This is a genomic window from Kitasatospora sp. NBC_00070 (assembly GCF_045041205.1).
Lineage (GTDB): Bacteria > Actinomycetota > Actinomycetes > Streptomycetales > Streptomycetaceae > Kitasatospora.
Map to the genome: position 1 here is coordinate 2,847,910 of NZ_CP108247.1, position 21,797 is coordinate 2,869,706.

The following is a 21,797-nucleotide window of genomic DNA, read 5'->3' on the forward strand; positions in this document are numbered from 1 at the left end:
GCCGCCACCCCCTTCAGTACGGGGGTGGCGGCGCGGCCGTTCAATGCGCGGGAGGACTACTCCCACTCGATGGTGCCCGGGGGCTTGCTGGTGACGTCCAGCACCACCCGGTTGACGTCCTTGACCTCGTTGGTGATCCGGGTCGAGATCTTCGCCAGCGCCTCGTACGGCAGGCGGGACCAGTCGGCCGTCATGGCGTCCTCGGAGGAGACCGGACGGAGCACGATCGGGTGACCGTAGGTGCGGCCGTCGCCCTGGACGCCGACGCTGCGGACGTCCGCCAGCAGGACCACCGGGCACTGCCAGATCTCGCGGTCCAGGCCGGCCAGGGTGAGCTCCTCGCGGGCGATCGCGTCGGCCTCGCGGAGCAGGTCGAGCCGCTCCTTGGTGACCTCGCCGACGATCCGGATGCCCAGGCCGGGGCCGGGGAACGGCTGGCGCTGGACGATCTCCTCCGGCAGGCCGAGCTCCTGGCCGACCATCCGGACCTCGTCCTTGAACAGCTTGCGCAGCGGCTCGATCAGCTTGAACTGCAGGTCCTCGGGCAGCCCGCCGACGTTGTGGTGCGACTTGATGTTGGCGGTGCCGGTGCCGCCACCGGACTCCACCACGTCCGGGTACAGGGTGCCCTGGACCAGGAACTCGACCTCTTCGCCGTGCTCGCCGGCCTCGGCCACGATCTCGGCCTGGGCCTGCTCGAAGACCCGGATGAACTCCCGGCCGATGATCTTGCGCTTCTCCTCGGGGTCGGTGACCCCGGCCAGCGCGGTCAGGAAGCGCTCCTGGGCGTCGACCACCTTGAGCTGGATGCCGGTGGCGGCGACGAAGTCCTTCTCGACCTGCTCGGTCTCGCCCTTGCGCATCAGACCGTGGTCCACGTAGACGCAGGTGAGCTGCGAACCGATGGCCCGCTGCACCAGCGCGGCCGCGACCGCGGAGTCCACGCCGCCGGAGAGGCCACAGATGGCGCGCTTGGAGCCGACCTGCTCGCGGATCAGCGCGACCTGCTCGTCCACCACGTTGACGGTGGTCCAGTTCGGCGCGATCCCGGCACCCCGGTAGAGGAAGTGCTCCAGGATCTGCTGGCCGTGCGTGGAGTGCAGCACCTCAGGGTGGTACTGGACGCCGTACAGCTTCTTCTCGTCGTTCTCGAAGGCGGCGACCGGGACCACGTCGGTGGACGCGGTGACGGTGAAGCCCTCGGGGGCGGCCGAGCAGGCGTCGCCGTGCGACATCCAGACCGACTGCTCGGCCGGGGTGCCCTCGAACAGGGTCGAGCCGGACTTGCTGACGTGCAGTTCGGTGCGGCCGTACTCGCGGGCACCGGAGTTGTCGACGGTGCCGCCGAGCGTGATGGCCATCAGCTGGAAGCCGTAGCACATGCCGAAGACCGGGACCCCGGCCTCGAAGATCGCGCGGTCCAGGCGGGGCGCGCCGTCCTCGTAGACCGAGGAGGGGCCACCGGACAGGATGATCGCCTTCGGGTTCTTGGCGAGCATCTCGGCCACCGGCATGGTGCTCGGGACGATCTCGCTGTAGACCCGGGCCTCACGCACCCGACGGGCGATGAGCTGGGCGTACTGGGCGCCGAAGTCGACCACCAGCACGGTGTCGAGCTCGGCAGCGGACTGGTCGGGAGTAGCAGAGGACACGGACGGCCTTCCGGCAGCGGTGTGGGGGTGTCACTGCCGATTCTACCGGCCGCCGCACCGGCCCTGTTTCACCCGCATGCCCGCGCCGCCCGGCGTGACCGGCGCCGCGCAGGATCGTTGCTCCTGACGACCGCACCTTCCGGGTCGCGCCTGCCAGGCGCGGAGCCGGCCGGGCGGTCGAACCCGACCCATGCGCGTGGATCTCTCAGTCCACCGGCGCGCGTGGCGCGCCGCTCCCCTGTCGGGGACGGCTCGCCGTGGGACCGTGCGCGGGTGGTGTGACCGGATCGGCAGGGGACAGCCGCCCGGGCACGACTGAAACCAGTGAAAGAGGTACGGCGGCCGACGTCCGGGACGCCGGGCTCCGGCCGCCGTACCTCTGGAGCTCCCGACCCGTCCCAACAAGCCACTACTACGGAGCGTAGTCGACCTTCCGGTCGGACTCGCCCGCATCCGAACCGTCGGGCAGGGTACGCCGGTCCGACCGAGTACGAGACGGACTGTACCGAACTGCGTCGAACCGGTTGCAGACCCGGGGCTCCGTCCAGCACGATGCTGGGTGCGGGGTTGACCTGTCGTCAGCATGAACATCACGCTCCGTTAAGGACCGCCCCGCACCTGGACCATCCTTCCGGACGGCGCTCATCCCCCGGCGCCGTCACCGCAGCACCGGCGCCGCCCTGACGCCGTGTGCTGAACGACAAAGGGCCCCGTTCCCCCGCGGGGCCCTTTGCCCGTCCGGCTACCGGTCCGACGCGTGCGAGTCCAGCACCTCACCGGCGAACGGCAGCTGCGGGGGCTGCCGCGGCACCTCGACGGGCGCGGCCGTGGGTCTGGGCGGCACCACCACCGGGCCGGGACCGGTCCCCTGACCGGGTGTCATCGGGGCGGCGGCCAGCGGGCCGCGCCACCGGCCGAGCAGCGCCGGCAGCACGAACGCGCCCAGTACCGTCCAGCACAGCTGGGCCAGCAGGACCGAGCCCAGGGCCAGCCCGAGCGTGGTCCGCGAGGTCAGCTCGGCCAGCTCCCGGGCGTCGGAGCCCAGTTCCCGCCCGGGCGGCCCCGGCAACCGGAAGGAGCTCTGCTGGACCATCCCGCCGACCGCCGTCAGCAGACTCGCCCCGGCCCAGTACAGGCCCGCCGCCCGTACCCGTCCGGCCAGGTCGAACCGGCGCACCGTCCAGCCGAGCAGAGCGGCCCCGGCCAGCGCGAGCAGCACCGTCCAGCGCCAGTGCCCGCTCTGCCCGCCCAGGTCGAACAGGGAGAAGCCGTCGTTCTCGGCGGTCCGCAGGTCGTACCCCGCCATCCCGCTGCGTTCGGTCCGGAAACCCGCCGTCGCGCCGGAGCCGAACCCGAGCAGGGCCAGCCCCGCGTTGGGCAGCACGGCCAGGCCGACCAGCGTCACCTCCAGCGGCAGCCGGGCCCCGGCCAGCAGCAGCGCCACCAGCGCCGCCGCACCCACCGACCCCAGCAGCGCGCGGCCCGCCGCCGCTCCGCTCGCCGCCCAACCGCCCGCCAGCCGGCGCCAGTTGTCCGCGCCGTACACCGCGGCGGCCGTCAGCCCGGCCAGCAGCGCGGTGCCGAGCACGGCCCAGCCGGTGCCCGCCGAGACCACCACGTGGTCGGCGTAGCCGTACGAGAACAGCCACCCGAGCATGCCGGTGCCGGCCTCGGTGCGCGCCCCCGTGCCGGACGGCCGGCCCGGGCTGTCGTCGGCCCCGGCGAGCAGCCCGAGCAGGGCGGTGGCCAGGACGGCGAGCAGCACCGGGCGCGCGGCCCGGGCGAGCAGCTCGCGCCCGGTCTGCTCTGGGGTCAGGCGCCGCCGGTCCGCCCGCAGGCCGAGGCCGAACGCCAGCACCCAGAGCAGCGTCACCGTCATCGGCAGTACCTGGACCCGGCTGACCAGCTCCGGGGCGAAGCTGCCGCCACCGATCTGCGAGCCGGTGGTGACCGGGCCGCCGAAGGCGGCCAGCACGACGGCGAGTCCGACCCCGAAGCGGGTGCCGAAACCGGTGCTCACCCCGCTGTCCAGGCCGAACGCCAGCAACAGCGCGGCCACCGGGAGCAGCGCGGTCGGGCCGGCCACCACCCGCAGGGCCGGGCGCCAGTCGGCCTCGACGAACCAGCGCAGCACGACCGGCCGGCGCGACGGTTCGACCACCACTCCGGCGCCCCAACTGCCTTGCTGCGATGGGGCGGTGAGGCCACCGCCGCCGAACTCGACCTCGCCGATCGCGAACGAACGCCCGCACGCCGCGCAGCGCGGTGCCCCCTCGGCCGAGGCCGCGCCGCACCCCTCACAGACCGCCATTCGTCCCCCCTCGTCAGGGGCCGTTTATCCCACCGCCCCTGATCGGGTGTCAACCACCCGTCAAGCCCGCCGCTTCGGCACCTTCGGCACCGGGATCAGCAGCTCGCCGAAGGCCCCCTTCGGGACGGCCGGGGCCTGCGGGGCGACCGCCGGAACCCGCCGGTACTCCTCGCCCTGCGCGGGCCGGGTGTCCGCGTCACCCTTGTTCGGCCACATCGACATCGCCCGCTCGGCCTGCGCGGTGATGGTGAGCGAGGGGTTGACGCCGAGGTTGGCGGAGATCGCCGAACCGTCCACCACACTGATCCCGGGGTGACCGAAGAGCCGGTGGTACGGGTCGACCACGCCGTGCTCGGGGCTGTCGCCGATCGGGCAGCCGCCGAGGAAGTGGGCGGTCATCGGGATGTCGAAGATCTCGCCGACCGTGCTGCCGGCGAAGCCGTTGATCGACTCGGCCAGCGCCCGGGCACCCGCCTCGGCGGCCGGGATGTACGTCGGGTTCGGTGCGCCGTGCCCCTGCCGGGAGGTCAGCTTGCCCTTGCCGAGGCCGGACTTCTTCAGCGAGACGGTGATCGAGTTGTCCAGCGACTGCATCACCAGGCCGATGATGGTCTTCTCCGACCAGCGGTGCTGGTTCATCGACCGGGCGAAGATCACCGGGTGGGTGGCCGCCGTGACGGCGTACCGCAGCCAGCGCGGCCCGCGCCCGACCCCGGGGACCTGCTGCACGCTGAGCGCGCCCATCGCGTTGGAGCCCCGGCCGTACCGGACCGGCTCGATGTGGGTGTTCTCGTCCGGGTGGATCGAGGAGGTGATCGCCACCCCCTTGGTGAAGTCGACCCGCTCGCCGTACCGCCGGTCGGTGGTGGAAGCCCCCACCAGCGCCTCGGAGTTGGTCCGGGTCAGCTCGCCCAGCCGGGCCGAGATGCCCGGCAGGTGGCCGGTGTCGCGCATCCGGTGCAGCAGCGTCTGGGTGCCGTAGGTGCCTGCCGCGACCACCACCTTGGCGGCGGTGACGGTCCGGGCGCCCGCCTTCTCCCGGTCCTTGGAGCGGGAGTCGGTGCGCCGGACGTCGACCGCGAAACCGCCCTCGATCTCGCGCAGCCGGGCGACCGTGGTGAGCGGGTGGATCTCGGCGCCGTTCCGCTCGGCCAGGTAGAGGTAGTTCTCGGTCAGGGTGTTCTTCGCCCCGTGCCGGCAGCCGGTCATGCACTCGCCGCACTCGATGCAGGACTTCCGCTTCGGCCCGGCACCACCGAAGTACGGGTCCTCGACCTCGGCGCCCGGCGCCACCCTGGCCTCGCCGTCGGCGTCCCGGCCGTCGCCGAAGAAGACCCCGACCGGGGCCAGGTGGAAGGTGTCGCCGACGCCCATCGTCTCGGCGGCGGCCTTGAGGTGGACGTCGGAGGGGGTGACGGTCGGGTTGGTGCGCACCCCGAGCATCCGCTGGGCCTGGTCGTAGAACGGGCCCAACTCCTCCTGCCAGTCGGTGATGTGCTTCCACTGCCGGTCCTCGAAGAACGGCTTCGGCGGGACGTACAGGGTGTTCGCGTAGTTCAGCGAACCGCCGCCGACCCCGGCCCCGCCCAGCACCAGCACGTTGGCCAGCAGGTGGATCCGCTGGATGCCGTACAGGCCGAGGGCGGGGGCCCAGAGGTAGTTCCTGGTGTCCCAGGAGTTCTTCGGCAGCTCGTCCCGGCCGAACCGCCGGCCGGCCTCCAGCACCGCGACCCGGTAACCCTTCTCGGTCAGCCGCAGCGCCGCCACCGACCCACCGAAACCCGAGCCGACCACGACCACGTCGTAGTCGAAAGCGTCCTGCGTCATGAGCTGCAACTCCTAGAGGACTGGCACTACTTGAACCGCAGGACCTTGAGCACCTTCAGGCTGGTGGTGAACATCGCGGCGAACTTCTCGTCGTCCAGGCCGAGCGAGGGGGCGATCGGCAGCATCCGCTGGGTGGCGATGGTCTGCGCCTCGGTGTAGCGCAGGATGCCGTCCGAGCCGTGCCGGCGGCCGAGCCCGGAGTCGCCCATGCCGCCCATCGGCGCGGCCACCGAGCCGTAGGCGGCGGCATACGCCTCGTTCACGTTGACGGTGCCGGTGTGCAGCCGGGCCGCGATCGCCCGGCCGCGTCGGGCGTCCTTCGTCCAGACGCTCGAATTCAGGCCGTACGTGGTCGAGTTGGCCGCCTCGACCGCCTCGTCCTCGGTGTCGAAACGGTAGACCGAGACCACCGGGCCGAAGGTCTCCTCGCCGCAGACCGCCATCCCGGGGGTGACCCCGTCCAGGATGGTCGGCTCGAAGAACAGCGGGCCGAGGTCGGGTCGGGCCTGACCGCCCGCCAGCACGGTGGCGCCGGCCTTGACGGCCTCCTCGACGTGCCGGGTGACGGTCTCCAACTGCCGGTCGGAGACCAGCGATCCCATGTCCGCCCCGTAGGCCAGGCCGCCGCCGAGCCGCAGCGCGCTGGTCCGCTCGGCGAACCGGCGGAGGAACTCCTCGGCCACCGAGCGGTGCACGTAGAGCCGCTCGATCGAGATGCAGAGCTGCCCGGCGGAGGAGAAGCAGGCCCGGACGGCGCCTTCGGCGGCCTTGTCCAGGTCGGCGTCGGCGAGCACCAACAGGGCGTTCTTCCCGCCGAGTTCGAGCGAGGCACCGATCAGCCGGGCGGCCGCCCGCTGGGCCACCTCACGGCCGGTCCGGGTGGAGCCGGTGAACGAGACGTAGTCGGCGTGCTCGACCACGGCCGGGCCGATGACCGGGCCGTCGCCGATCACGATCTGCCAGAGGTCGGCGGGCAGCCCGGCCTCGATCAGCAGCTCGCGCGCCCAGAGCGCGGTCAGCGCGGTCTGCGTGTCCGGCTTGTTGACCACCGCGTTGCCGGCCACGAAGGCGGGCAGCGCGTCGCCGACCGAGAGCTCCAACGGGTAGTTCCACGGCGAGATCTGGCCGATCACGCCCTTCGGGCGGCGGGCCTCGACGGTGTGCGTGAGCACCGGCATGGCACCGCCGCGCCGGCGGTCGCGCAGGTAGGACGGGGCCTTGCGGCCGTAGTGCCGGGCGGCCAGCGCGGCGCCGAGCACCTCCTCGAAGGCGTGCAGCCTGGCCTTGCCGGTCTCGGCCTGGATCAGGTCCAGCACCTCGTCCTGCCGCTTCAGCAGCAGGTCGTGGAAGCGCAGCAGCACCCCGGCCCGGCGCCGGACCGGCAGCGCGGCCCACGCCTTCTGGGCCCGCCGGGCCAGCTGGTACGCCACCTCGACGTCGGCCGAGGTGGACTGCGGCAGGGTGGCCAGCCGCTCGCCGGTGAGCGGGGCGGTGGTGTGCACCAGCTCGGGCTCCCCGGTCGCGGTGACGCCCTGGGCGAGCCGGGCGACCAGCGCCGCCGGAACCGCCGAGGCGACCGTCCGGGCCGCGCCCGGGGCGGCGGGGTTGCGTCCGGTGGTCTGTCCGACTGCCGTGATGTCCGTCATGGGGCGCAGCCTAGGCGCTCGGGGCCCCGAACGGTACCCGTCGGTAACAGGAAACTATCTGTGGCAGATCTTTATCGGGTCGGGACGAACTCGTTCAGCACCGTGGTCAGGATCCGCTGTCCGGCTACCCAGTCCTTGTCGACGTCCGGGGTGGCCACCAACAGGGTGTACGAGGTGCCCTTGGCGTCCCGGAACTCCACGTCCTTGACGTGCCGTCGGCTGCCGTCCTTGGTGTAGGTGAACTCCCAGACCGCGCCCACCGACCCGTTCACCTCCACCTTGGTCAGCTCGATCTGCCGGTAGTCCTTGCTCACCTTGCTGACCGACTGCTCCATCTCCCGGAAGTGCGCGATCGGCTCCAGCGACTGGCCGACCGCCACCGCGAACTGCAGGTAGCGCTGGCGGTTCGCCACCGGGTCCGGCGAGTAGTAGATCTGGCTGTTCTCCACCGAACGCTCCCACCGGCCGCCCTCGGTCGGCAGCAGGAAGCGGAACCCGGCCGGGTCGTCCACCCAGCGGTAGCCCTTCGGCGCGGCCGCCGGCACCGAGGCGCCCGGTGTCGGCAGCACCTGCTCCTGCGCCACCGCGCCGCCCTTCGTCCCGTTGGTCAGCGCGTACGTGACGCCCCCGGCCAGCACCGCCGTGGCCAGCCCGGCCACCAGCACCCGGGGCCAGAACCGACGGCGGGTCAGCCGCTCGGTCGGCGGCTCGGGCGCGGCCACCGGTTCGGTCGGCTCCGAGCGGTCCACCACCGGGACGGCCTGGGTCGGCTCCACCTGCGGCCGGACCGCCGGTGCGGCCTTGATCTCCACGGTGTGACCGGCCGTCACCTCCGCCAGCATCCGCAGCGCCTGGTCCGCACCCGGCCGGTCGGCCGGGTCCTTGGCCATCAGGGCCGCCAGCACCGGGCCGAGCGCGCCGGCCCGGCGCGGCTCCGGCAGCGGGTCGCCGACCACGGCGGCCAGCGTGGTGATCGGCGAGCTGCGCCGGAACGGCGAGGTGCCCTCGACCGCCGCGTACAGCGTCGCGCCCAGCCCCCACAGGTCCGACGCCGGGCCGGGCCGCTCGCCCTGGGCCCGCTCCGGCGCCAGGTAGTCCGGCGAGCCGACCAGGTCCCCCGGCCTGGTCAGTTCGGCCGAACCCTCGAAGGTGGCGATCCCGAAGTCCAGCAGCACCACCCGGCCGGTGTGGTGCTCCAGCAGGACGTTGGCGGGCTTCACGTCGCGGTGCAGCACGCCGAGTTGGTGCCCCCGGTGCAGCGCCGCCAGCACCTGGGTGCCGACCTCGGCCGCCTCCCGGGGCGTCAGGGTGCCGTCCTGGCTGATCACATCGGCCAGCGAGCGGCCGTCGATCAGCTCCATCACGATCCACGGCCGGCCGTCCTGCTCCAGCACGTCGTGGATGGTGATCACGCCGGGGTGCTTGATCCGGGCGGCCGCCCTGGCCTCGCGCTTCATCCGGGACTGGAGGATCTCCAACTCCTCCTCCGGCAGGTGGCTGACCGTCAGCTCCTTGACCGCCACCTCGCGGTCGAGCAGCTCGTCCCTGGCCTGCCAGACGGTCCCCATCCCGCCCCGGCCGAGCCGCTCGCCCAGCGCGTATCTGCCGGCCAACAGCCGCTGCCCGTCCCCTGCGTCCACAGTGGCTGCTCCCCCGTACCAGGCGTTCGATTCACGTTCCCTGCACAGGTTAGATCAGCCGCCGAACGCGACCACCGCCGCCAGGGCTGCTGCCAGCAGCACCAGCACTCCACCCACCAGCAGCGGGCCGAGCAGCAGCGGGGGGACCCGCCGTCCGGACCGTCCCCCGGTCACCACCGGGACCTTCGCCCGCGGCCTGCGCACCATCGGGCCGCGCGGCCGGACCACCGGCAGCAGGGGTGTCACCCGCTCGAACGGCTCCGGCGCCCCGGCCAGGAACCCGGCCAGCCAGGAACGCAGCTGTCCCAGCGTCAACCCCCCGGCCAACAGGCCCTCCACCACCGGGCGGAGCGGCCCGCAGCCGTCCGCCGGAGCCGCCCGCCCGTCCCGGACCGCCGCCAGCAGCTCGCCCAACTCCCGCTCCGGGTACGGTGCGTGGCCGGTCAGCAGCCGGTACATCAGCACCCCGAGCGCCCAACCGTCGCCGGCCGCCCCGCCGACCGGCGCCCAGCGCTCGGCCCGCACCCCGAGCAGCACCGCCCGGGCCTCGTACACCCGTCGCGCCACCGGGCCGCCCAGCGCGGCACAGAAGCCCTCCTCCGCGGCACCGGCCAGCAGCCCGCCGAGCAGCGCCGCCCCGTCCTCGCCGACCAGCACCGAATCCGCCGAAACGTTCCCGTGCACCAGACCGGCCCGGTGCAGCGCACCCAGTGCGCCCGCCAGGTCCGCCGCCAACTCCGCCACCCGGTACGGCGGCCAGGGCCGCTCGGTCAGCTCCGCCAGCGGCACCCCGGCCGGCAGTTCCTCCGCCACCCAGAGCCGCCGCCCCTCGACGAAGGCCCCGAAGCCGCGCAGCAGCCGGGGGTGCACCGGCACCGTCGCCAGCCCGGCCGCCAGCCGCTCGGCCAGCCCCGTCCACGGCTCGGCGTCCCAGTCCTCCTCGTTCAACAGCTCCGGCAGGTCGAGCGCCGCCAGCCGGGTCAGCTCACCGCTGTGCAGCTCCACCGCCCGCACCGCAGCACCGATCGGACGGTCCGTCACCCGGTACCGCCCGCCCACCACCTGCCCCGGGGCCAGCATGCGTCGTCCCTCCCTAGGGGTGCCACAGTACGCGGGCTACCCTCGAAAGCATGGACTGGACCGATCTGATCGACGTGGCCTTCGACGCCCTGGGCAGCGACAACAACAAGAGCTCCGCCCTGCACTCGGTGCAGCAGGCCGCCCTGCCCGGCGAACTGCCCGTTGCCGCCACGGCCGGCCGGCACCCCGACCACTTCCGCAAGGGTGCGCTGGTCCTCACCACGCACCGCCTGCTCTTCCTGAAGGACGGCAAGCCCCCGCTGCCGGTTCCGCTGGAGGGCGTCACCGACGTGACCGTCACCAGGAGCCGGCTGAACGGGGAGATCCTCCAGGTGGTCGCCCTCACCGGCGCCCAGCGCTTCGAGGACGTGAGCAAGGCCGAGTTCTTCGCCGAGCAGCTCCGCGGCACCGCCCGGGCCGCCCGCGACCGCCACCACGCCCCGGCCCCCGCCGCCGCGGCCCCCGACCTGCTGGACCGCCTGGAGCGGCTGGCCGCCCTGCGCACCGCCGGGGCGCTCACCGACCAGGAGTTCGCCCTCGCCAAGGCCAGGCTGCTCCAGGGCTGAGCTACGGCGCAGGCTGGAAACTGTCGAAGGACACCTGCCGGGCCTGCACCAGGTCGGCCCCCGACCAGGACGCCTCCGGGCTGGTCCAGTAGATCGCGTAGCCGTACTTGCCGGTCACGAAGCCCCGGTTGAGCGAGTGCACGCGGGTGCCGTTCTTGTCGTACGTCCACTCCCAGTCGGCCGCGTTGGCCCAGGAGCGGTAGGTGAGCGCCCGGGTCCCCAGGCTCTGGTACCCGGGGAAGTTCTTCTTCCCCTCCCGGTCCGAGCCCTCCCAGTCCGCCAGCGCGCTCTGGCCCGGCGCCCCGGTCCACTCCACGATCAGCGTGCTGCCGTTGGCCCGGAAGATGTGCTGCGCCCCCTTGATGCCTTCATCCTTGAGCCAGTCGGGCACCTTCACGGTGAAGCCCTGCGAACTGTGCACCTCCCGATAACCCGTCAGCTGACTCGGCGTCGGCGCGGGCGTCGGGCTCTGCGCGGCAGACGGGGCGGTGGAGGGAGCGGTGGACGCCGCCGGGGACGCCGCCGCCGAGCCGGGCGCGGCCGGGGCGCTCGCCACGGCGGGCGTCTTCGCCGCGTCCGCCGAGCCGCCGCCGCCCTTCTTCTTCCACGGCTGCCACATCAGCGCACCGGCCACCAGCACCGCGACCACCAGCACCGCCGCCACCGCCAGCAGCGTCCGCCGGGACGGTGCCGGCTTCGGTATCGCCGCCACCTCGGTGGTGGACTCCGCCCGGACCGTCCCCTCGGCCACCACCCGGCGCAGCACCGCCCGGGCCGCCGCCGCGTCCACCCGCAGCGCCGGGTCCTTCTCCAACAGCCCCTCGATCAGCGGCGTCAACAGCCGCCCGGCGCACACCGGCGGGGCCAGCGGCTCGGTCATCACCGCCGTCAGGGTGGCCAGCGCGGAGCCCCGATCGTACGGGGGGCGGCCCTCGACCATCGCGTACAGCGTGCCGCCCAGCGACCACAGGTCGGCCGGCGGTCCGGGCTTCTGGCCCCGGGCCCGCTCCGGCGAGATGTAGGAGGGCGCGCCGACCAGCATGCCGGTGGAGGTGACCGAGGTGTCGCCCTCCACGCTGGCGATGCCGAAGTCGGTCAGCACCACCCGGCCGTCGTCGCCGATCAGCACGTTGGACGGCTTCACGTCCCGGTGCAGGATGCCCAACTCGTGGGCCTCGCACAGCACTCCGAGTACCTCGAGGGCGATCTCGGCGGCCCGGACCGGCGGCAGCGGGCCGTCCTCCTTGATCACCTCGGCCAGCGAGCGGCCGCCGACCAGCTCCATCACGATCCACGGCCGGTCGTCCTCCTCGACCACGTCGAAGACCGTCACCGCCGCCGTGTGCCTGATCCGGGCGGTCGCCTTGGCCTCGCGCAGGGTCCGGACCACCAGGCGGTGCCGGTCCTGCTCGTCGACGCCGTCGTGCATCCGCAGTTCCTTGACCGCGACCGTCCGGCCGAGCATCTCGTCCTCGGCCCGCCAGACCGTGCCCATGCCACCGCGCCCGAGCACTCCGGTCAGCCGGTAACGCCCGCCCAACAGACGTCCGCCGGTCTCGGTCATCGCCACGTCCCCCATAGTGCGGTCGGCCAAGCCCCCATCATGTCGTGTCACCCCGACCGCGCGTCAGCCGCCCCCGGGCAGACCGGAGTTCGTACTCGACCCGTGATCGAAAATGGCTGTTCCCGGTCACTTCCGCACTGCTAGCGTTCGCCGTCGTTCACTTCTTCTCCCCACGGGACACCCATCATGAGCACCGACCTGCCCAACGCCGACCTGCCCGCCCCGCCGACCGCCCCGGCACCCGCCCCGGCCGCCCCGCAGGCGGCGGGCGTCGCCGTCGTCGCCGCCCTCGGTGCCGCGATCGTCGCCGGGCTGGCGTACGGCTTCGTCGCCAAGGCGATCGAGCGCGAGATCGGCTGGGCCGTGATCGGCATCGCCGCCGCCGTCACCTTCACCCTCGGCAGGCTCGGCGGCCGGAACCCGGTGCTCCCGGTGGCCGGCGCGGTGCTCAGCGTCGTCGGCCTGTTCTTCGGCCAGCTCTTCACGATGGCGCTGTTCGGCCACCAGGAGGTCGGCCTCTCCGTCACCGAGCTGCTGACCAGCCGACTGGACCTCACCTTCGACGTGTGGAAGGACGGCCGCGACATCATCGACGTGCTGTTCTACGCCTTCGCGGTGTACTTCGGCTACACCTACACCACCAAGTTCGCCAAGTGACGCAACGCCGAAGGCCCCCGCTCGACGAGCGGGGGCCTTCGGCGTCGACGCACCGTCAGCGGTGCTGCGCGGGGTTGACCGTCACCTCGACGCGCTGGAACTCCTTGAGCTCCGAGTAGCCGGTGGTGGCCATCGCCCGGCGCAGCGCGCCGAACAGGTTCATGGTGCCGTCGGGGGTGTGCGACGGGCCGGTGAGGATCTCCGCCGTGGTGCCCACGGTGCCGAGGTCCACCCGCTTCCCGCGCGGCAGCTCCTCGTGCACGGCCTCCATGCCCCAGTGGAAGCCCTTGCCGGGCGCGTCGGTGCCCCGGGCCAGGGCGGCACCGATCATCACCGCGTCGGCGCCGCAGGCGATCGCCTTGGCCAGGTCGCCGCTGTAGCCGACCCCGCCGTCCGCGATCACGTGCACGTACCGGCCGCCGGACTCGTCCATGTAGTCCCGGCGCGCGGCCGCGACGTCGGCCACCGCGGTGGCCATCGGGACCTGGATGCCGAGCACGTTCCGGGTGGTGTGCGCGGCGCCGCCGCCGAAGCCGACCAGCACACCGGCGGCGCCGGTCCGCATCAGGTGCAGCGCGGCGGTGTAGGTGGCGCAGCCACCGACGATCACCGGGACGTCCAGCTCGTAGATGAACTGCTTCAGGTTCAGCGGCTCGGCCGCGCCCGAGACGTGCTCGGCGGAGACCGTGGTGCCGCGGATCACGAAGACGTCCACGCCCGCGTCGACCACGGCCTTGGAGAACTCGGCGGTGCGCTGCGGCGAGAGCGCGGCGGCGGTGACCACACCGGAGTCACGCACCTCGTTGATCCGCTGCTTGATCAGCTCGGGGTCGATCGGCGCGGCGTAGATCTCCTGCAGCCGACGGGTGGCCTGGGCCTCGTCCGAGATGGTGGCGATCTCGTCCAGCAGCGGCTGCGGGTCCTCGTAACGGGTCCACAGACCCTCCAGGTTGAGCACCCCGAGCCCGCCCAGCTGGCCGATCGCGATGGCCTGCGCGGGCGAGACCACGCTGTCCATCGGCGCCGCCAGGAACGGCAGCTCGAACCGGTAGGCGTCGATCTGCCACGCGATCGAGACCTCCTTCGGGTCGCGGGTACGGCGGCTGGGGACGACGGCGATGTCGTCGAAGGAATACGCCCGGCGGCCGCGCTTGCCTCGCCCGATCTCGATCTCAGTCACTTCGAGCCCTTCCTGCTGCTTGCTGGTCGCCCCAAGTATCCCGCACTCGGCCACGTGGCACTCGCCACGACCGCACCATGGACACCCGAAACGGCAGGGCACCACCCGCGGAATTGCCGCGGGTGGTGCCCTGCCGTGGTGCTCCGAAGGCTCAGCGCCCGTGGTAGTTCGGCGCCTCGACCGTCATCTGGATGTCGTGCGGGTGGCTCTCCTTGAGCCCCGCCGAGGTGATCCGGACGAACCGGCCCTTGGACTCCATCTCGGCGACGGTGGCCGCACCGACGTAGCCCATGGTCTGCCGCAGACCGCCGACCAGCTGGAACAGCACCGTGGAGAGCGGGCCGCGGTAGGGGACCTGGCCCTCGATGCCCTCGGCGATCAGCTTCTCGTCCGAGGAGACCTCGGCCTGGAAGTAGCGGTCCTTGGAGTACGAGCGGCCCTGGCCGCGCGACTGCATCGCGCCCAGCGAACCCATGCCCCGGTAGGACTTGAACTGCTTGCCGTTGATGAACAGCAGCTCGCCAGGCGACTCCTCGCAGCCCGCCAGCAGCGAACCGAGCATCACCGTGTCGGCACCGGCGGCCAGCGCCTTGCCGATGTCGCCGGAGTACTGCAGGCCGCCGTCACCGATCACCGGCACACCGGCCGCCTGACAGGCCACCGCGGCCTCGTAGATCGCCGTCACCTGCGGGACGCCGATGCCGGCCACCACCCGGGTGGTGCAGATCGAGCCCGGGCCGACGCCGACCTTCACGCCGTCCACGCCCGCGTCGATCAGCGCCTGGGCGCCGTCCCGGGTGGCCACGTTGCCGCCGACCACGTCGACCGCGACGGCCGACTTGATCTTGGAGATCCAGGACAGCGCGTTGTGGCTGTGGCCGTGCGAGGTGTCCACCACCAGGAAGTCCACCCCGGCGGCGACCAGGGCCTGGGCCCGGTCGAAGGCCTCGGCGGAGGCGCCGACGGCGGCACCGACCAGCAGGCGGCCCTCGGCGTCCTTGGCGGCGTTCGGGTACTTCTCGGCCTTGACGAAGTCCTTGACCGTGATCAGGCCCTTGATCCGGCCCTCGTCGTCGACCAGCGGGAGCTTCTCGATCTTGTGACGGCGGAGCAGCGCCATCGCGTCCTCGCCGGAGATGCCGACCTTGCCGGTGATCAGCGGCATCGGGGTCATGATCTCGCGGACCTTGCGGTGCCGGTCCGACTCGAAGGCCATGTCGCGGTTGGTGACGATGCCGAGCAGCTTGCCCGCCTCGTCCGCGATCGGCACACCGGAGATCCGGAACTTGGCGCAGAGCGCGTCCGCCTCGCCGAGCGTGGTCTCCGGGCCGACCGTGATCGGGTCGGTCACCATGCCGGACTCGGAACGCTTGACCAGGTCGACCTGGTTGGCCTGGTCCTCGACCGAGAGGTTGCGGTGCAGCACGCCGACGCCACCCTGCCGGGCCATCGCGATCGCCATCCGGGCCTCGGTCACCTTGTCCATCGCGGCCGAGAGCAGCGGGATGTTCACGCGGACGTTGCGGGAGACCCGGGAGGAGGTGTCGACCTGGTTCGGGAGCACCTCGGAGGCACCGGGCAGCAGCAGGACATCGTCGTAGGTCAGTCCGAGCATCGCGAACTTCTCGGGTACGCCTGCGGCGTTGTAGGACATGAGTGGGGACCTTCCGTGGCGGCCGTCGATCTGATGCCGCGCCCGGTGAGGGTGCCGGGCGCGCTGCTCTCGAACCGGCACCAGCTAAGACCGCCAAGACACCCGGGCCCTGGAGGAACCTCCAACGGAACCCCGCGCGCACCCGCGAAACTTTGGCGACCTGCCCAGGCGCCGATACCCCATGGTACTGGCATCCCGAATGCCGAACTCGCGCCCCCTTGACAACGCCGCCGGGGCCGGAACCCTTCCAGGTCAGGAAGGTTCCTCGGTCAGCTCGGCCAGCGCGCGGAGCCGGCTGAGCGCCCGGTGCTGGGCCACCCGGACCGCGCCCGGCGACATCCCGAGCACCTCCCCGGTCTCCTCCGCCGACAGCCCGGCGGCCACCCGGAGCAGCACCAGCTCGCGCTGACGGGCCGGCAGATTGGAGAGCAGCTCCTTGGCCCAGGCCGCGTCACTGCTCAGCAGCGCCCGCTCCTCGGGGCCGAGCGCGTCGTCCGGCAGCTCCGGCAGGTCGTCCGGCGGGATCACGGTCGAACCGGGCCCGCGCATCGCGGCCCGCTGCAGATCGGCCACCTTGTGCGCGGCGATCCCGTAGACGAACGCCTCGAACGGGCGCCCCTCGTCCTTGTACCGGGGCAGCGCGCAGAGCACGGCCACACAGACTTCCTGGGCCACGTCGTCCACGTGGTGCCTGGCGCCGCCGGGCAGCCTGACCAGCCGACCCCGGCAGTAACGCAGGGCCAGCGGGTGGACGTACGCCAGCAGGGCCTCGACGGCCGGGCCCTCGCCCGCCACCGCCGCCGCGACCAGGGAGCTCAGCTCGACCGAGCCCACCCCTGCCGAGGGCGAACCGCCGACTCGGGGAGGATCGTCGTCGCGCATCGGTCCATGGTGCCTGGTCGGAGCGGAAAACATGGCACCGCGTCCGGAGTTGTGCATCGGAACGTTATGCGCCTCCCCCACCGCCGCCTCCGCCCGCTGGTCCCCGAGGTGCTCCACTACTCCATGGTGCAGCCTCGGGACCGTAACGTCATACGTCTGAGCGAGCACAAGTGCCGCCGGGCCGATGAGGACCGGTCAGCGGACCAGGCCCCAGCGGAAACCGAGCGCCACCGCGTGCGCGCGGTCCGAGGCGCCGAGCTTCTTGAACAGCCGCCTGGCGTGCGTCTTCACGGTGTCCTCGGAGAGGAACAGCTCGCGCCCGATCTCGGCGTTGCTCCGGCCGTGGCTCATCCCTTCGAGCACCTGGATCTCACGCGCCGTCAGAGTCGGTGCGGCGCCCATGTCGGGGCTGCGCAGCCGACGCGGGGCGAGCCGCCAGGTCGGGTCGGCCAGGGCCTGGGTGACGGTGGCCCGCAGCTCGGCGCGCGAGGCGTCCTTGTGCAGGTATCCCCGGGCCCCGGCGGCGACCGCGAGCGCGACCCCGTCCAGGTCCTCGGCCACCGTGAGCATGATGATCCGGGCCCCCGGGTCGGCCGAGAGCAGCCGACGGACCGTCTCCACCCCACCCAGGCCGGGCATCCGGACATCCATCAGGACGAGATCGGAGCGGTCGGCCACCCAGCGGCGGAGGACCTCCTCACCGTTCGTCGCCGTGGTCACCCGGTCGACACCGGGGACCGTCGCCACCGCGCGGCGAAGCGCCTCCCGGGCGAGGGGGGAATCGTCGCAGACGAGTACGGATGTCATGACCGTCCTCCGCAGCTGATCCGCGTCACGTTGAGCCTCCTGGCTGGTACGAATCTCTCCGACACGGCCGAACGACGGAGGACTCCGGTCGGACCGACGGTCTCCCGCGATCGTTCCCGACGTCCAGCGCCTGCTAACCGCCTCCGCACTTCCAACGACCGTCACTCGAATGAGTTACGGCTTTCAGGGCCATCTCCACCACTGTACGTGGCCGACCCGTTACCGATCAGCCGCATCGCGGTGCACACGCCGCGCATTTGTGCTGATCACACGCATGCCGCGCACCACCAGCGCCCTCGGGGACAGGCTCACGCCCCCGGCGCCACCCGAATGCCACGCCGGTACCTGCAAACGTCATGCCCCGTTTGTCCGGTTTTATAGCTTCTGTGCGGTCATTGACTGTTGTGTACCTCTGTGAGTGACTTGTCCCAGTGGTTGCCGTAAGTCATATTTCCAGGTGTCCATACCGGCTCCGAGCAGCCTCGCCGCGTAGACCGAGACTCCTCCAGCAGTCCATGAAGGGATACAAGAGCCATGGCAGACTTCTCCCGCCTCCCCGGCCCCAACGCAGACCTCTGGGACTGGCAGCTCTCCGCCGCCTGCCGCGGCGTGGACAGTTCGCTCTTCTTCCACCCGGAGGGCGAGCGCGGGGCCGCGCGCAGTTCGCGCGAGGCAAGCGCCAAGGAGGTCTGCATGCGCTGCCCGGTCCGGACCGAGTGCGCGGCGCACGCGCTGGCGGTCCGCGAGCCGTACGGCGTGTGGGGCGGCCTCACCGAGGACGAGCGCGAGGAACTGATGGGCCGTTCGCGCAACCGGCTGGTCGAGGTTCCGCTCACCCTGCCGGCCACGATCAGGCGCTGACCCCGCGTCAGGCAGTGCAGAAACGTTTCATCATCGAACCCCGCCCCGACTACCGGTCGGCGGCCGCCCCGGCGAGCTGATCCAGCATCAGCGCCACGGCCGGGACCTCCGCCAGATCCGGCAGGGTCAGCGCGACCACCTGCCGCACCGCCGGGGCACCCGAGGCGGCCCGCACCGGCACCGCGGCCACCCCCGAGTGCCGCACCGCCTCCAGCGCGAGGCCCGGCAGCACCGCCACCCCGAGCCCGGCCGCCACCAGCCCGACCACCGCCGGGTAGTCGTCGGTGGCGAAGTCGATCCGCGGCTCGAAGCCCGCCCCCGCGCACAGCTCCACCAGGTGCCCCCGACACTGCGGACAGCCCGCGATCCACTGCTCGGCCGCCAGCTCCGCCAGGTCCACCGGCCTGCTCTCGTCCCTGGCCGCCAACGGGTGGCCGATCGGGAGCAGGCCGATCAGCGGGTCGTCCAGCAGCGGCCGGACCACCAGGTCCGACCAGTCGTTCGCGGCCAGACTGGCGGCCGCCTCCAGGGTCGCCTCGGCCCGCGCCTCCCGGGCGGTGGTGTGCGGGGCGGGCAGGGTGGCCCCGCCGTGCGAGTCCGGGTACCGGAACGCCAGCGCCACCTCGCACTCGCCGCCCCGCAGCATCGCCAGCGACTCCGGCGGCTCCGCCTCCACCAGCGACACGCGCACCCCCGGACGGGCGCCCCGCAGACGGGCCACCGCCGGCGGCACCAGGGTGGAACTCGCGGTCGGGAACGACACCAACCGCACCCGTCCGGCCCGCAGCCCCGCGATCGCGGCCACCTCCTCCTCGGCGGCCGACAGGCCGGAGAGGATCCCGTTCGCGTGCTTCAACAGCACCTGGCCCGCCTCGGTCAGCTGCATCCCCTTGCCCGACCGGGCCACCAACGGGGTCGCCACCGACTTCTCCAGCGCCTTCATCTGCTGGCTCACCGCAGGCTGCGTGCAGCCCAGCTCCCGGGCGGCGGCGGAGAACGAACCGCTGCGGGCGACGGCACGCAGGACACGGAGATGACGGGCCTCGATCATGCCTCAGTTATAAGCGATCCTTTGGGAAAATGGCCAACCACCTCAGGGGCTCGGGGAACTGCGACGCCGGCCTCCGGTGCGTGATCGCCGCGTGAAAGGTCGGGCACTTTCGCCTGAACCCGCACGTATCGCAGACCTCAGCCCCGCCCGGGTCGACCACACCCGCACCTTGAACCCGTCCCGGGGCGGGCGTCGCAGCTCCCCGAGCCCCTGACTGCCGAAGCATGTGCCGCCCGGGAACGCCGGAGGCCCGGCTCCCCGTCGGAACGGGGGCCGGGCCTCGGGTGAGACCTGACGGAGCGTCAGTGCGAGTGGCCGTGGCCGCCGTGGCCGGCCGGCTCCTCGTCGGCGGGCTTCTCGACCACGAGGGTCTCGGTGGTGAGCAGCAGCGACGCGATCGAGGCCGCGTTCTCCAGGGCGGAGCGGGTGACCTTGACCGGGTCGATGACGCCGGCCTTCAGCAGGTCGCCGTACTCGCCGGTGGCGGCGTTGAAGCCGAAACCGGGCTCCAGCTCCGCGACCTTGTGGGTGATGACGTAGCCCTCGAGGCCGGCGTTCTGGGCGATCCAGCGCAGCGGCTCGGCGAGCGCCTTGCGGACCACGGCGACACCGGTCGCCTCGTCGCCGGTCAGGCCGAGGCCGCCGTCGAGCACCTTCTGGGCGTGCACGAGGGAGGCGCCGCCACCGGCGACGATGCCCTCCTCGACCGCCGCGCGGGTCGCCGAGATGGCGTCCTCGAGACGGTGCTTGCGCTCCTTGAGCTCGACCTCGGTGGCCGCGCCGACCTTGATCACGCAGACGCCGCCGGCCAGCTTGGCCAGGCGCTCCTGCAGCTTCTCGCGGTCCCAGTCCGAGTCGGTGTTGGCGATCTCGGCCTTGATCTGGTTGACCCGACCGGCCACGGCCTCCGAGTCACCGGCACCGTCGACGACCGTGGTGTCGTCCTTGGTGATGGTGATGCGGCGGGCGGTACCCAGCACGTCCAGGCCGGCCTGGTCGAGCTTGAGGCCGACCTCCTCGGAGATGACGGTGGCACCGGTGAGGGTGGCCAGGTCGCCGAGGATGGCCTTGCGGCGGTCGCCGAAGCCGGGGGCCTTCACCGCGACGGCGTTGAAGGTGCCACGGATCTTGTTGACCACGAGGGTGGAGAGCGCCTCGCCGTCCACGTCCTCGGCGATGATCAGCAGCGGCTTGGAGGTGCCGCCCTGCAGGATCTTCTCGAGCAGCGGGAGGAGCTCCTGGATCGAGGAGATCTTGCCCTGGTTGATCAGGATGTACGGGTCCTCGAGGACCGCTTCCTGACGCTCGGCGTCGGTGACGAAGTACGGCGACAGGTAGCCCTTGTCGAACTGCATGCCCTCCGTGAAGTCGAGCTCCACGCCGAAGGTGTTCGACTCCTCGACGGTGATGACACCGTCCTTGCCGACCTTGTCGATCGCCTCGGCGATCAGGTCGCCGACCTGCTGGTCCTGGGCGGACAGGGACGCGACGGCGGCCACGTCCTCCTTGCCCTCGATCTCCCGGGCGCTGGCGAGCAGGTGCGCGGAGACGGCGGCGACGGCCTTGTCGATGCCCTTCTTCAGGGCGGCCGGGCCGGCGCCGGCGGCGACGTTCCGGAGACCCTCGTTGACCAGGGCCTGGGCCAGCACGGTGGCGGTGGTGGTGCCGTCGCCCGCGACGTCGTTGGTCTTGGTGGCGACCTCCTTGACGAGCTGCGCGCCAAGGTTCTCGTACGGGTCGTCCAGCTCGATCTCACGGGCGATGGTGACGCCGTCGTTCGTGATGGTCGGGGCGCCGAACTTCTTGTCGATGACGACGTTGCGGCCCTTGGGACCGATGGTCACCTTGACGGTGTCGGCCAGCTTGTTCACGCCACGCTCGAGCGAGCGGCGGGCGTCCTCGTCGAACTGCAGGATCTTCGGCATGATTCCGTTTCCTAAAGGGGTCTACTGACGACGTGAGCCAACAACCGCGCCCCGGGCCCCTGTCACTGGTGACAAGAATCCGGGGCGGGCTGGTACGTCTTACTTCTCGATGATGGCGAGAACGTCGCGCGCCGAGAGGACCAGGTATTCCTCACCCTGGTACTTGACCTCGGTGCCGCCGTACTTCGAGTACAGGACGATGTCGCCGACGGCGACGTCCAGCGGGAGACGCTGGCCGTCCTCGAAGCGACCCGGGCCGACGGCCAGGACGACGCCCTCCTGGGGCTTCTCCTTCGCCGTGTCCGGGATGACCAGGCCGGAGGCCGTGGTGGTCTCGGCGTCGAGCGGCTGGACCACAATGCGGTCCTCGAGCGGCTTGATGGCAACCTTGCTGCTGGCGGTCACGTCCGAGCTCCCCTTCGGAGATTACGGGGTTGTTCTTCAGGTAGGTGGCGATGGGAACGGGTCTGCCGTCGCGGGGGTCAGACTCGCTT

At 72.1% G+C, this 21,797-nt stretch carries 17 protein-coding genes; 3 read left to right on the forward strand and 14 right to left on the reverse strand.

The annotated features are described in order from the left end of the window. Window positions 1-56: 56 nt before the first annotated feature. From guaA to OHV05_RS13005, 6 genes are all read right to left on the reverse strand, one after another. Entirely contained in the window at window positions 57-1,652 is a 1,596-nt protein-coding gene (gene guaA, locus OHV05_RS12980; protein ID WP_403036787.1) for a glutamine-hydrolyzing GMP synthase, read from the reverse strand. 742 nt (window positions 1,653-2,394) lie between these two features. Beyond that, window positions 2,395-3,963: a hypothetical protein gene (locus OHV05_RS12985; protein WP_405017806.1), complete on the reverse strand. Its 1,569-nt coding sequence runs from the start codon at window positions 3,961-3,963 to the stop codon at window positions 2,395-2,397. A gap of 60 nt (window positions 3,964-4,023) precedes the next feature. Next, window positions 4,024-5,790: a GMC oxidoreductase gene (locus tag OHV05_RS12990; RefSeq protein ID WP_405017807.1), complete on the reverse strand. Its 1,767-nt coding sequence runs from the start codon at window positions 5,788-5,790 to the stop codon at window positions 4,024-4,026. Window positions 5,791-5,816: 26 nt separating this feature from the next. Continuing rightward, window positions 5,817-7,436 carry a succinic semialdehyde dehydrogenase gene (locus OHV05_RS12995; RefSeq protein WP_405017808.1) on the reverse strand — a complete coding sequence of 540 codons (1,620 nt, stop codon included), beginning with the start codon at window positions 7,434-7,436 and terminating at the stop codon, window positions 5,817-5,819. A 71-nt stretch (window positions 7,437-7,507) separates the two neighbouring features. Further along, window positions 7,508-9,076 (reverse strand): protein kinase domain-containing protein, encoded by a 1,569-nt coding sequence (locus OHV05_RS13000; RefSeq protein WP_405017809.1) that lies wholly within the window; start codon window positions 9,074-9,076, stop codon window positions 7,508-7,510. A gap of 54 nt (window positions 9,077-9,130) precedes the next feature. After that, window positions 9,131-10,156 carry a hypothetical protein gene (locus OHV05_RS13005; RefSeq protein WP_405017810.1) on the reverse strand — a complete coding sequence of 342 codons (1,026 nt, stop codon included), beginning with the start codon at window positions 10,154-10,156 and terminating at the stop codon, window positions 9,131-9,133. Window positions 10,157-10,206: 50 nt separating this feature from the next. Here OHV05_RS13005 and OHV05_RS13010 point away from each other — a divergent pair, with 50 nt between their 5' ends. Then, window positions 10,207-10,722 (forward strand): SHOCT domain-containing protein, encoded by a 516-nt coding sequence (locus tag OHV05_RS13010; protein ID WP_405017811.1) that lies wholly within the window; start codon window positions 10,207-10,209, stop codon window positions 10,720-10,722. A gap of 1 nt (window position 10,723) precedes the next feature. Here OHV05_RS13010 and OHV05_RS13015 read toward each other — a convergent pair whose 3' ends face one another. Then, entirely contained in the window at window positions 10,724-12,286 is a 1,563-nt protein-coding gene (locus OHV05_RS13015; RefSeq protein WP_405021455.1) for a serine/threonine-protein kinase, read from the reverse strand. Window positions 12,287-12,472: 186 nt separating this feature from the next. Between OHV05_RS13015 and OHV05_RS13020 the strand changes: the two genes are divergently transcribed. Then, window positions 12,473-12,943 carry a hypothetical protein gene (locus OHV05_RS13020; protein WP_405017812.1) on the forward strand — a complete coding sequence of 157 codons (471 nt, stop codon included), beginning with the start codon at window positions 12,473-12,475 and terminating at the stop codon, window positions 12,941-12,943. Between the two features lie 55 nt (window positions 12,944-12,998). Here OHV05_RS13020 and OHV05_RS13025 read toward each other — a convergent pair whose 3' ends face one another. From OHV05_RS13025 to OHV05_RS13040, 4 genes are all read right to left on the reverse strand, one after another. Next, on the reverse strand, window positions 12,999-14,123 hold the full coding sequence (locus tag OHV05_RS13025; RefSeq protein ID WP_403036767.1) for a GuaB3 family IMP dehydrogenase-related protein: 1,125 nt from the start codon (window positions 14,121-14,123) through the stop codon (window positions 12,999-13,001). A 151-nt stretch (window positions 14,124-14,274) separates the two neighbouring features. Further along, a complete protein-coding gene (gene guaB / locus OHV05_RS13030; protein WP_403036764.1) occupies window positions 14,275-15,777 on the reverse strand; it encodes an IMP dehydrogenase in 1,503 nt (500 codons plus the stop codon). 252 nt (window positions 15,778-16,029) lie between these two features. Beyond that, window positions 16,030-16,659, reverse strand: coding sequence for an RNA polymerase sigma factor ShbA (shbA, locus tag OHV05_RS13035; protein WP_405017813.1), 630 nt, complete (start codon window positions 16,657-16,659; stop codon window positions 16,030-16,032). A gap of 195 nt (window positions 16,660-16,854) precedes the next feature. After that, entirely contained in the window at window positions 16,855-17,466 is a 612-nt protein-coding gene (locus tag OHV05_RS13040; protein ID WP_014136228.1) for a response regulator transcription factor, read from the reverse strand. 534 nt (window positions 17,467-18,000) lie between these two features. Here OHV05_RS13040 and OHV05_RS13045 point away from each other — a divergent pair. Then, window positions 18,001-18,327 (forward strand): WhiB family transcriptional regulator, encoded by a 327-nt coding sequence (locus OHV05_RS13045; protein ID WP_057231235.1) that lies wholly within the window; start codon window positions 18,001-18,003, stop codon window positions 18,325-18,327. Window positions 18,328-18,376: 49 nt separating this feature from the next. Here OHV05_RS13045 and OHV05_RS13050 read toward each other — a convergent pair whose 3' ends face one another. The 3 genes from OHV05_RS13050 to groES all read right to left on the reverse strand — a co-directional run bounded on the left by OHV05_RS13050 (window position 18,377) and on the right by groES (window position 21,708). Continuing rightward, the gene (locus OHV05_RS13050) at window positions 18,377-19,378 is read right to left on the reverse strand and encodes a LysR substrate-binding domain-containing protein (RefSeq protein WP_405017814.1); all 1,002 of its coding nucleotides are present in this window, start codon (window positions 19,376-19,378) and stop codon (window positions 18,377-18,379) included. A gap of 302 nt (window positions 19,379-19,680) precedes the next feature. Then, complete coding sequence (groL, locus tag OHV05_RS13055) at window positions 19,681-21,303, reverse strand: chaperonin GroEL (RefSeq protein WP_405017815.1); 1,623 nt, start codon at window positions 21,301-21,303, stop codon at window positions 19,681-19,683. A 99-nt stretch (window positions 21,304-21,402) separates the two neighbouring features. Then, window positions 21,403-21,708, reverse strand: coding sequence for a co-chaperone GroES (gene groES, locus OHV05_RS13060; RefSeq protein WP_057231242.1), 306 nt, complete (start codon window positions 21,706-21,708; stop codon window positions 21,403-21,405). Window positions 21,709-21,797: the final 89 nt, after the last annotated feature.

What these genes read in the sequence shown, in the direction of transcription:
- OHV05_RS12985 (WP_405017806.1), bottom strand. Translation starts at nt 3,963, where the DNA reads ATGGCGGTCTGTGAGGGGTGCGGCGCGGCCTCGGCCGAGGGGGCACCG.
- OHV05_RS12990 (WP_405017807.1), bottom strand. Translation starts at nt 5,790, where the DNA reads ATGACGCAGGACGCTTTCGACTACGACGTGGTCGTGGTCGGCTCGGGT.
- OHV05_RS12995 (WP_405017808.1), bottom strand. Translation starts at nt 7,436, where the DNA reads ATGACGGACATCACGGCAGTCGGACAGACCACCGGACGCAACCCCGCC.
- OHV05_RS13005 (WP_405017810.1), bottom strand. Translation starts at nt 10,156, where the DNA reads ATGCTGGCCCCGGGGCAGGTGGTGGGCGGGCGGTACCGGGTGACGGAC.
- OHV05_RS13010 (WP_405017811.1), top strand. Translation starts at nt 10,207, where the DNA reads ATGGACTGGACCGATCTGATCGACGTGGCCTTCGACGCCCTGGGCAGC.
- OHV05_RS13015 (WP_405021455.1), bottom strand. Translation starts at nt 12,286, where the DNA reads ATGACCGAGACCGGCGGACGTCTGTTGGGCGGGCGTTACCGGCTGACC.
- OHV05_RS13020 (WP_405017812.1), top strand. Translation starts at nt 12,473, where the DNA reads ATGAGCACCGACCTGCCCAACGCCGACCTGCCCGCCCCGCCGACCGCC.
- guaB (WP_403036764.1), bottom strand. Translation starts at nt 15,777, where the DNA reads ATGTCCTACAACGCCGCAGGCGTACCCGAGAAGTTCGCGATGCTCGGA.
- shbA (WP_405017813.1), bottom strand. Translation starts at nt 16,659, where the DNA reads ATGCGCGACGACGATCCTCCCCGAGTCGGCGGTTCGCCCTCGGCAGGG.
- OHV05_RS13040 (WP_014136228.1), bottom strand. Translation starts at nt 17,466, where the DNA reads ATGACATCCGTACTCGTCTGCGACGATTCCCCCCTCGCCCGGGAGGCG.
- OHV05_RS13045 (WP_057231235.1), top strand. Translation starts at nt 18,001, where the DNA reads ATGGCAGACTTCTCCCGCCTCCCCGGCCCCAACGCAGACCTCTGGGAC.
- OHV05_RS13050 (WP_405017814.1), bottom strand. Translation starts at nt 19,378, where the DNA reads ATGATCGAGGCCCGTCATCTCCGTGTCCTGCGTGCCGTCGCCCGCAGC.
- groL (WP_405017815.1), bottom strand. Translation starts at nt 21,303, where the DNA reads ATGCCGAAGATCCTGCAGTTCGACGAGGACGCCCGCCGCTCGCTCGAG.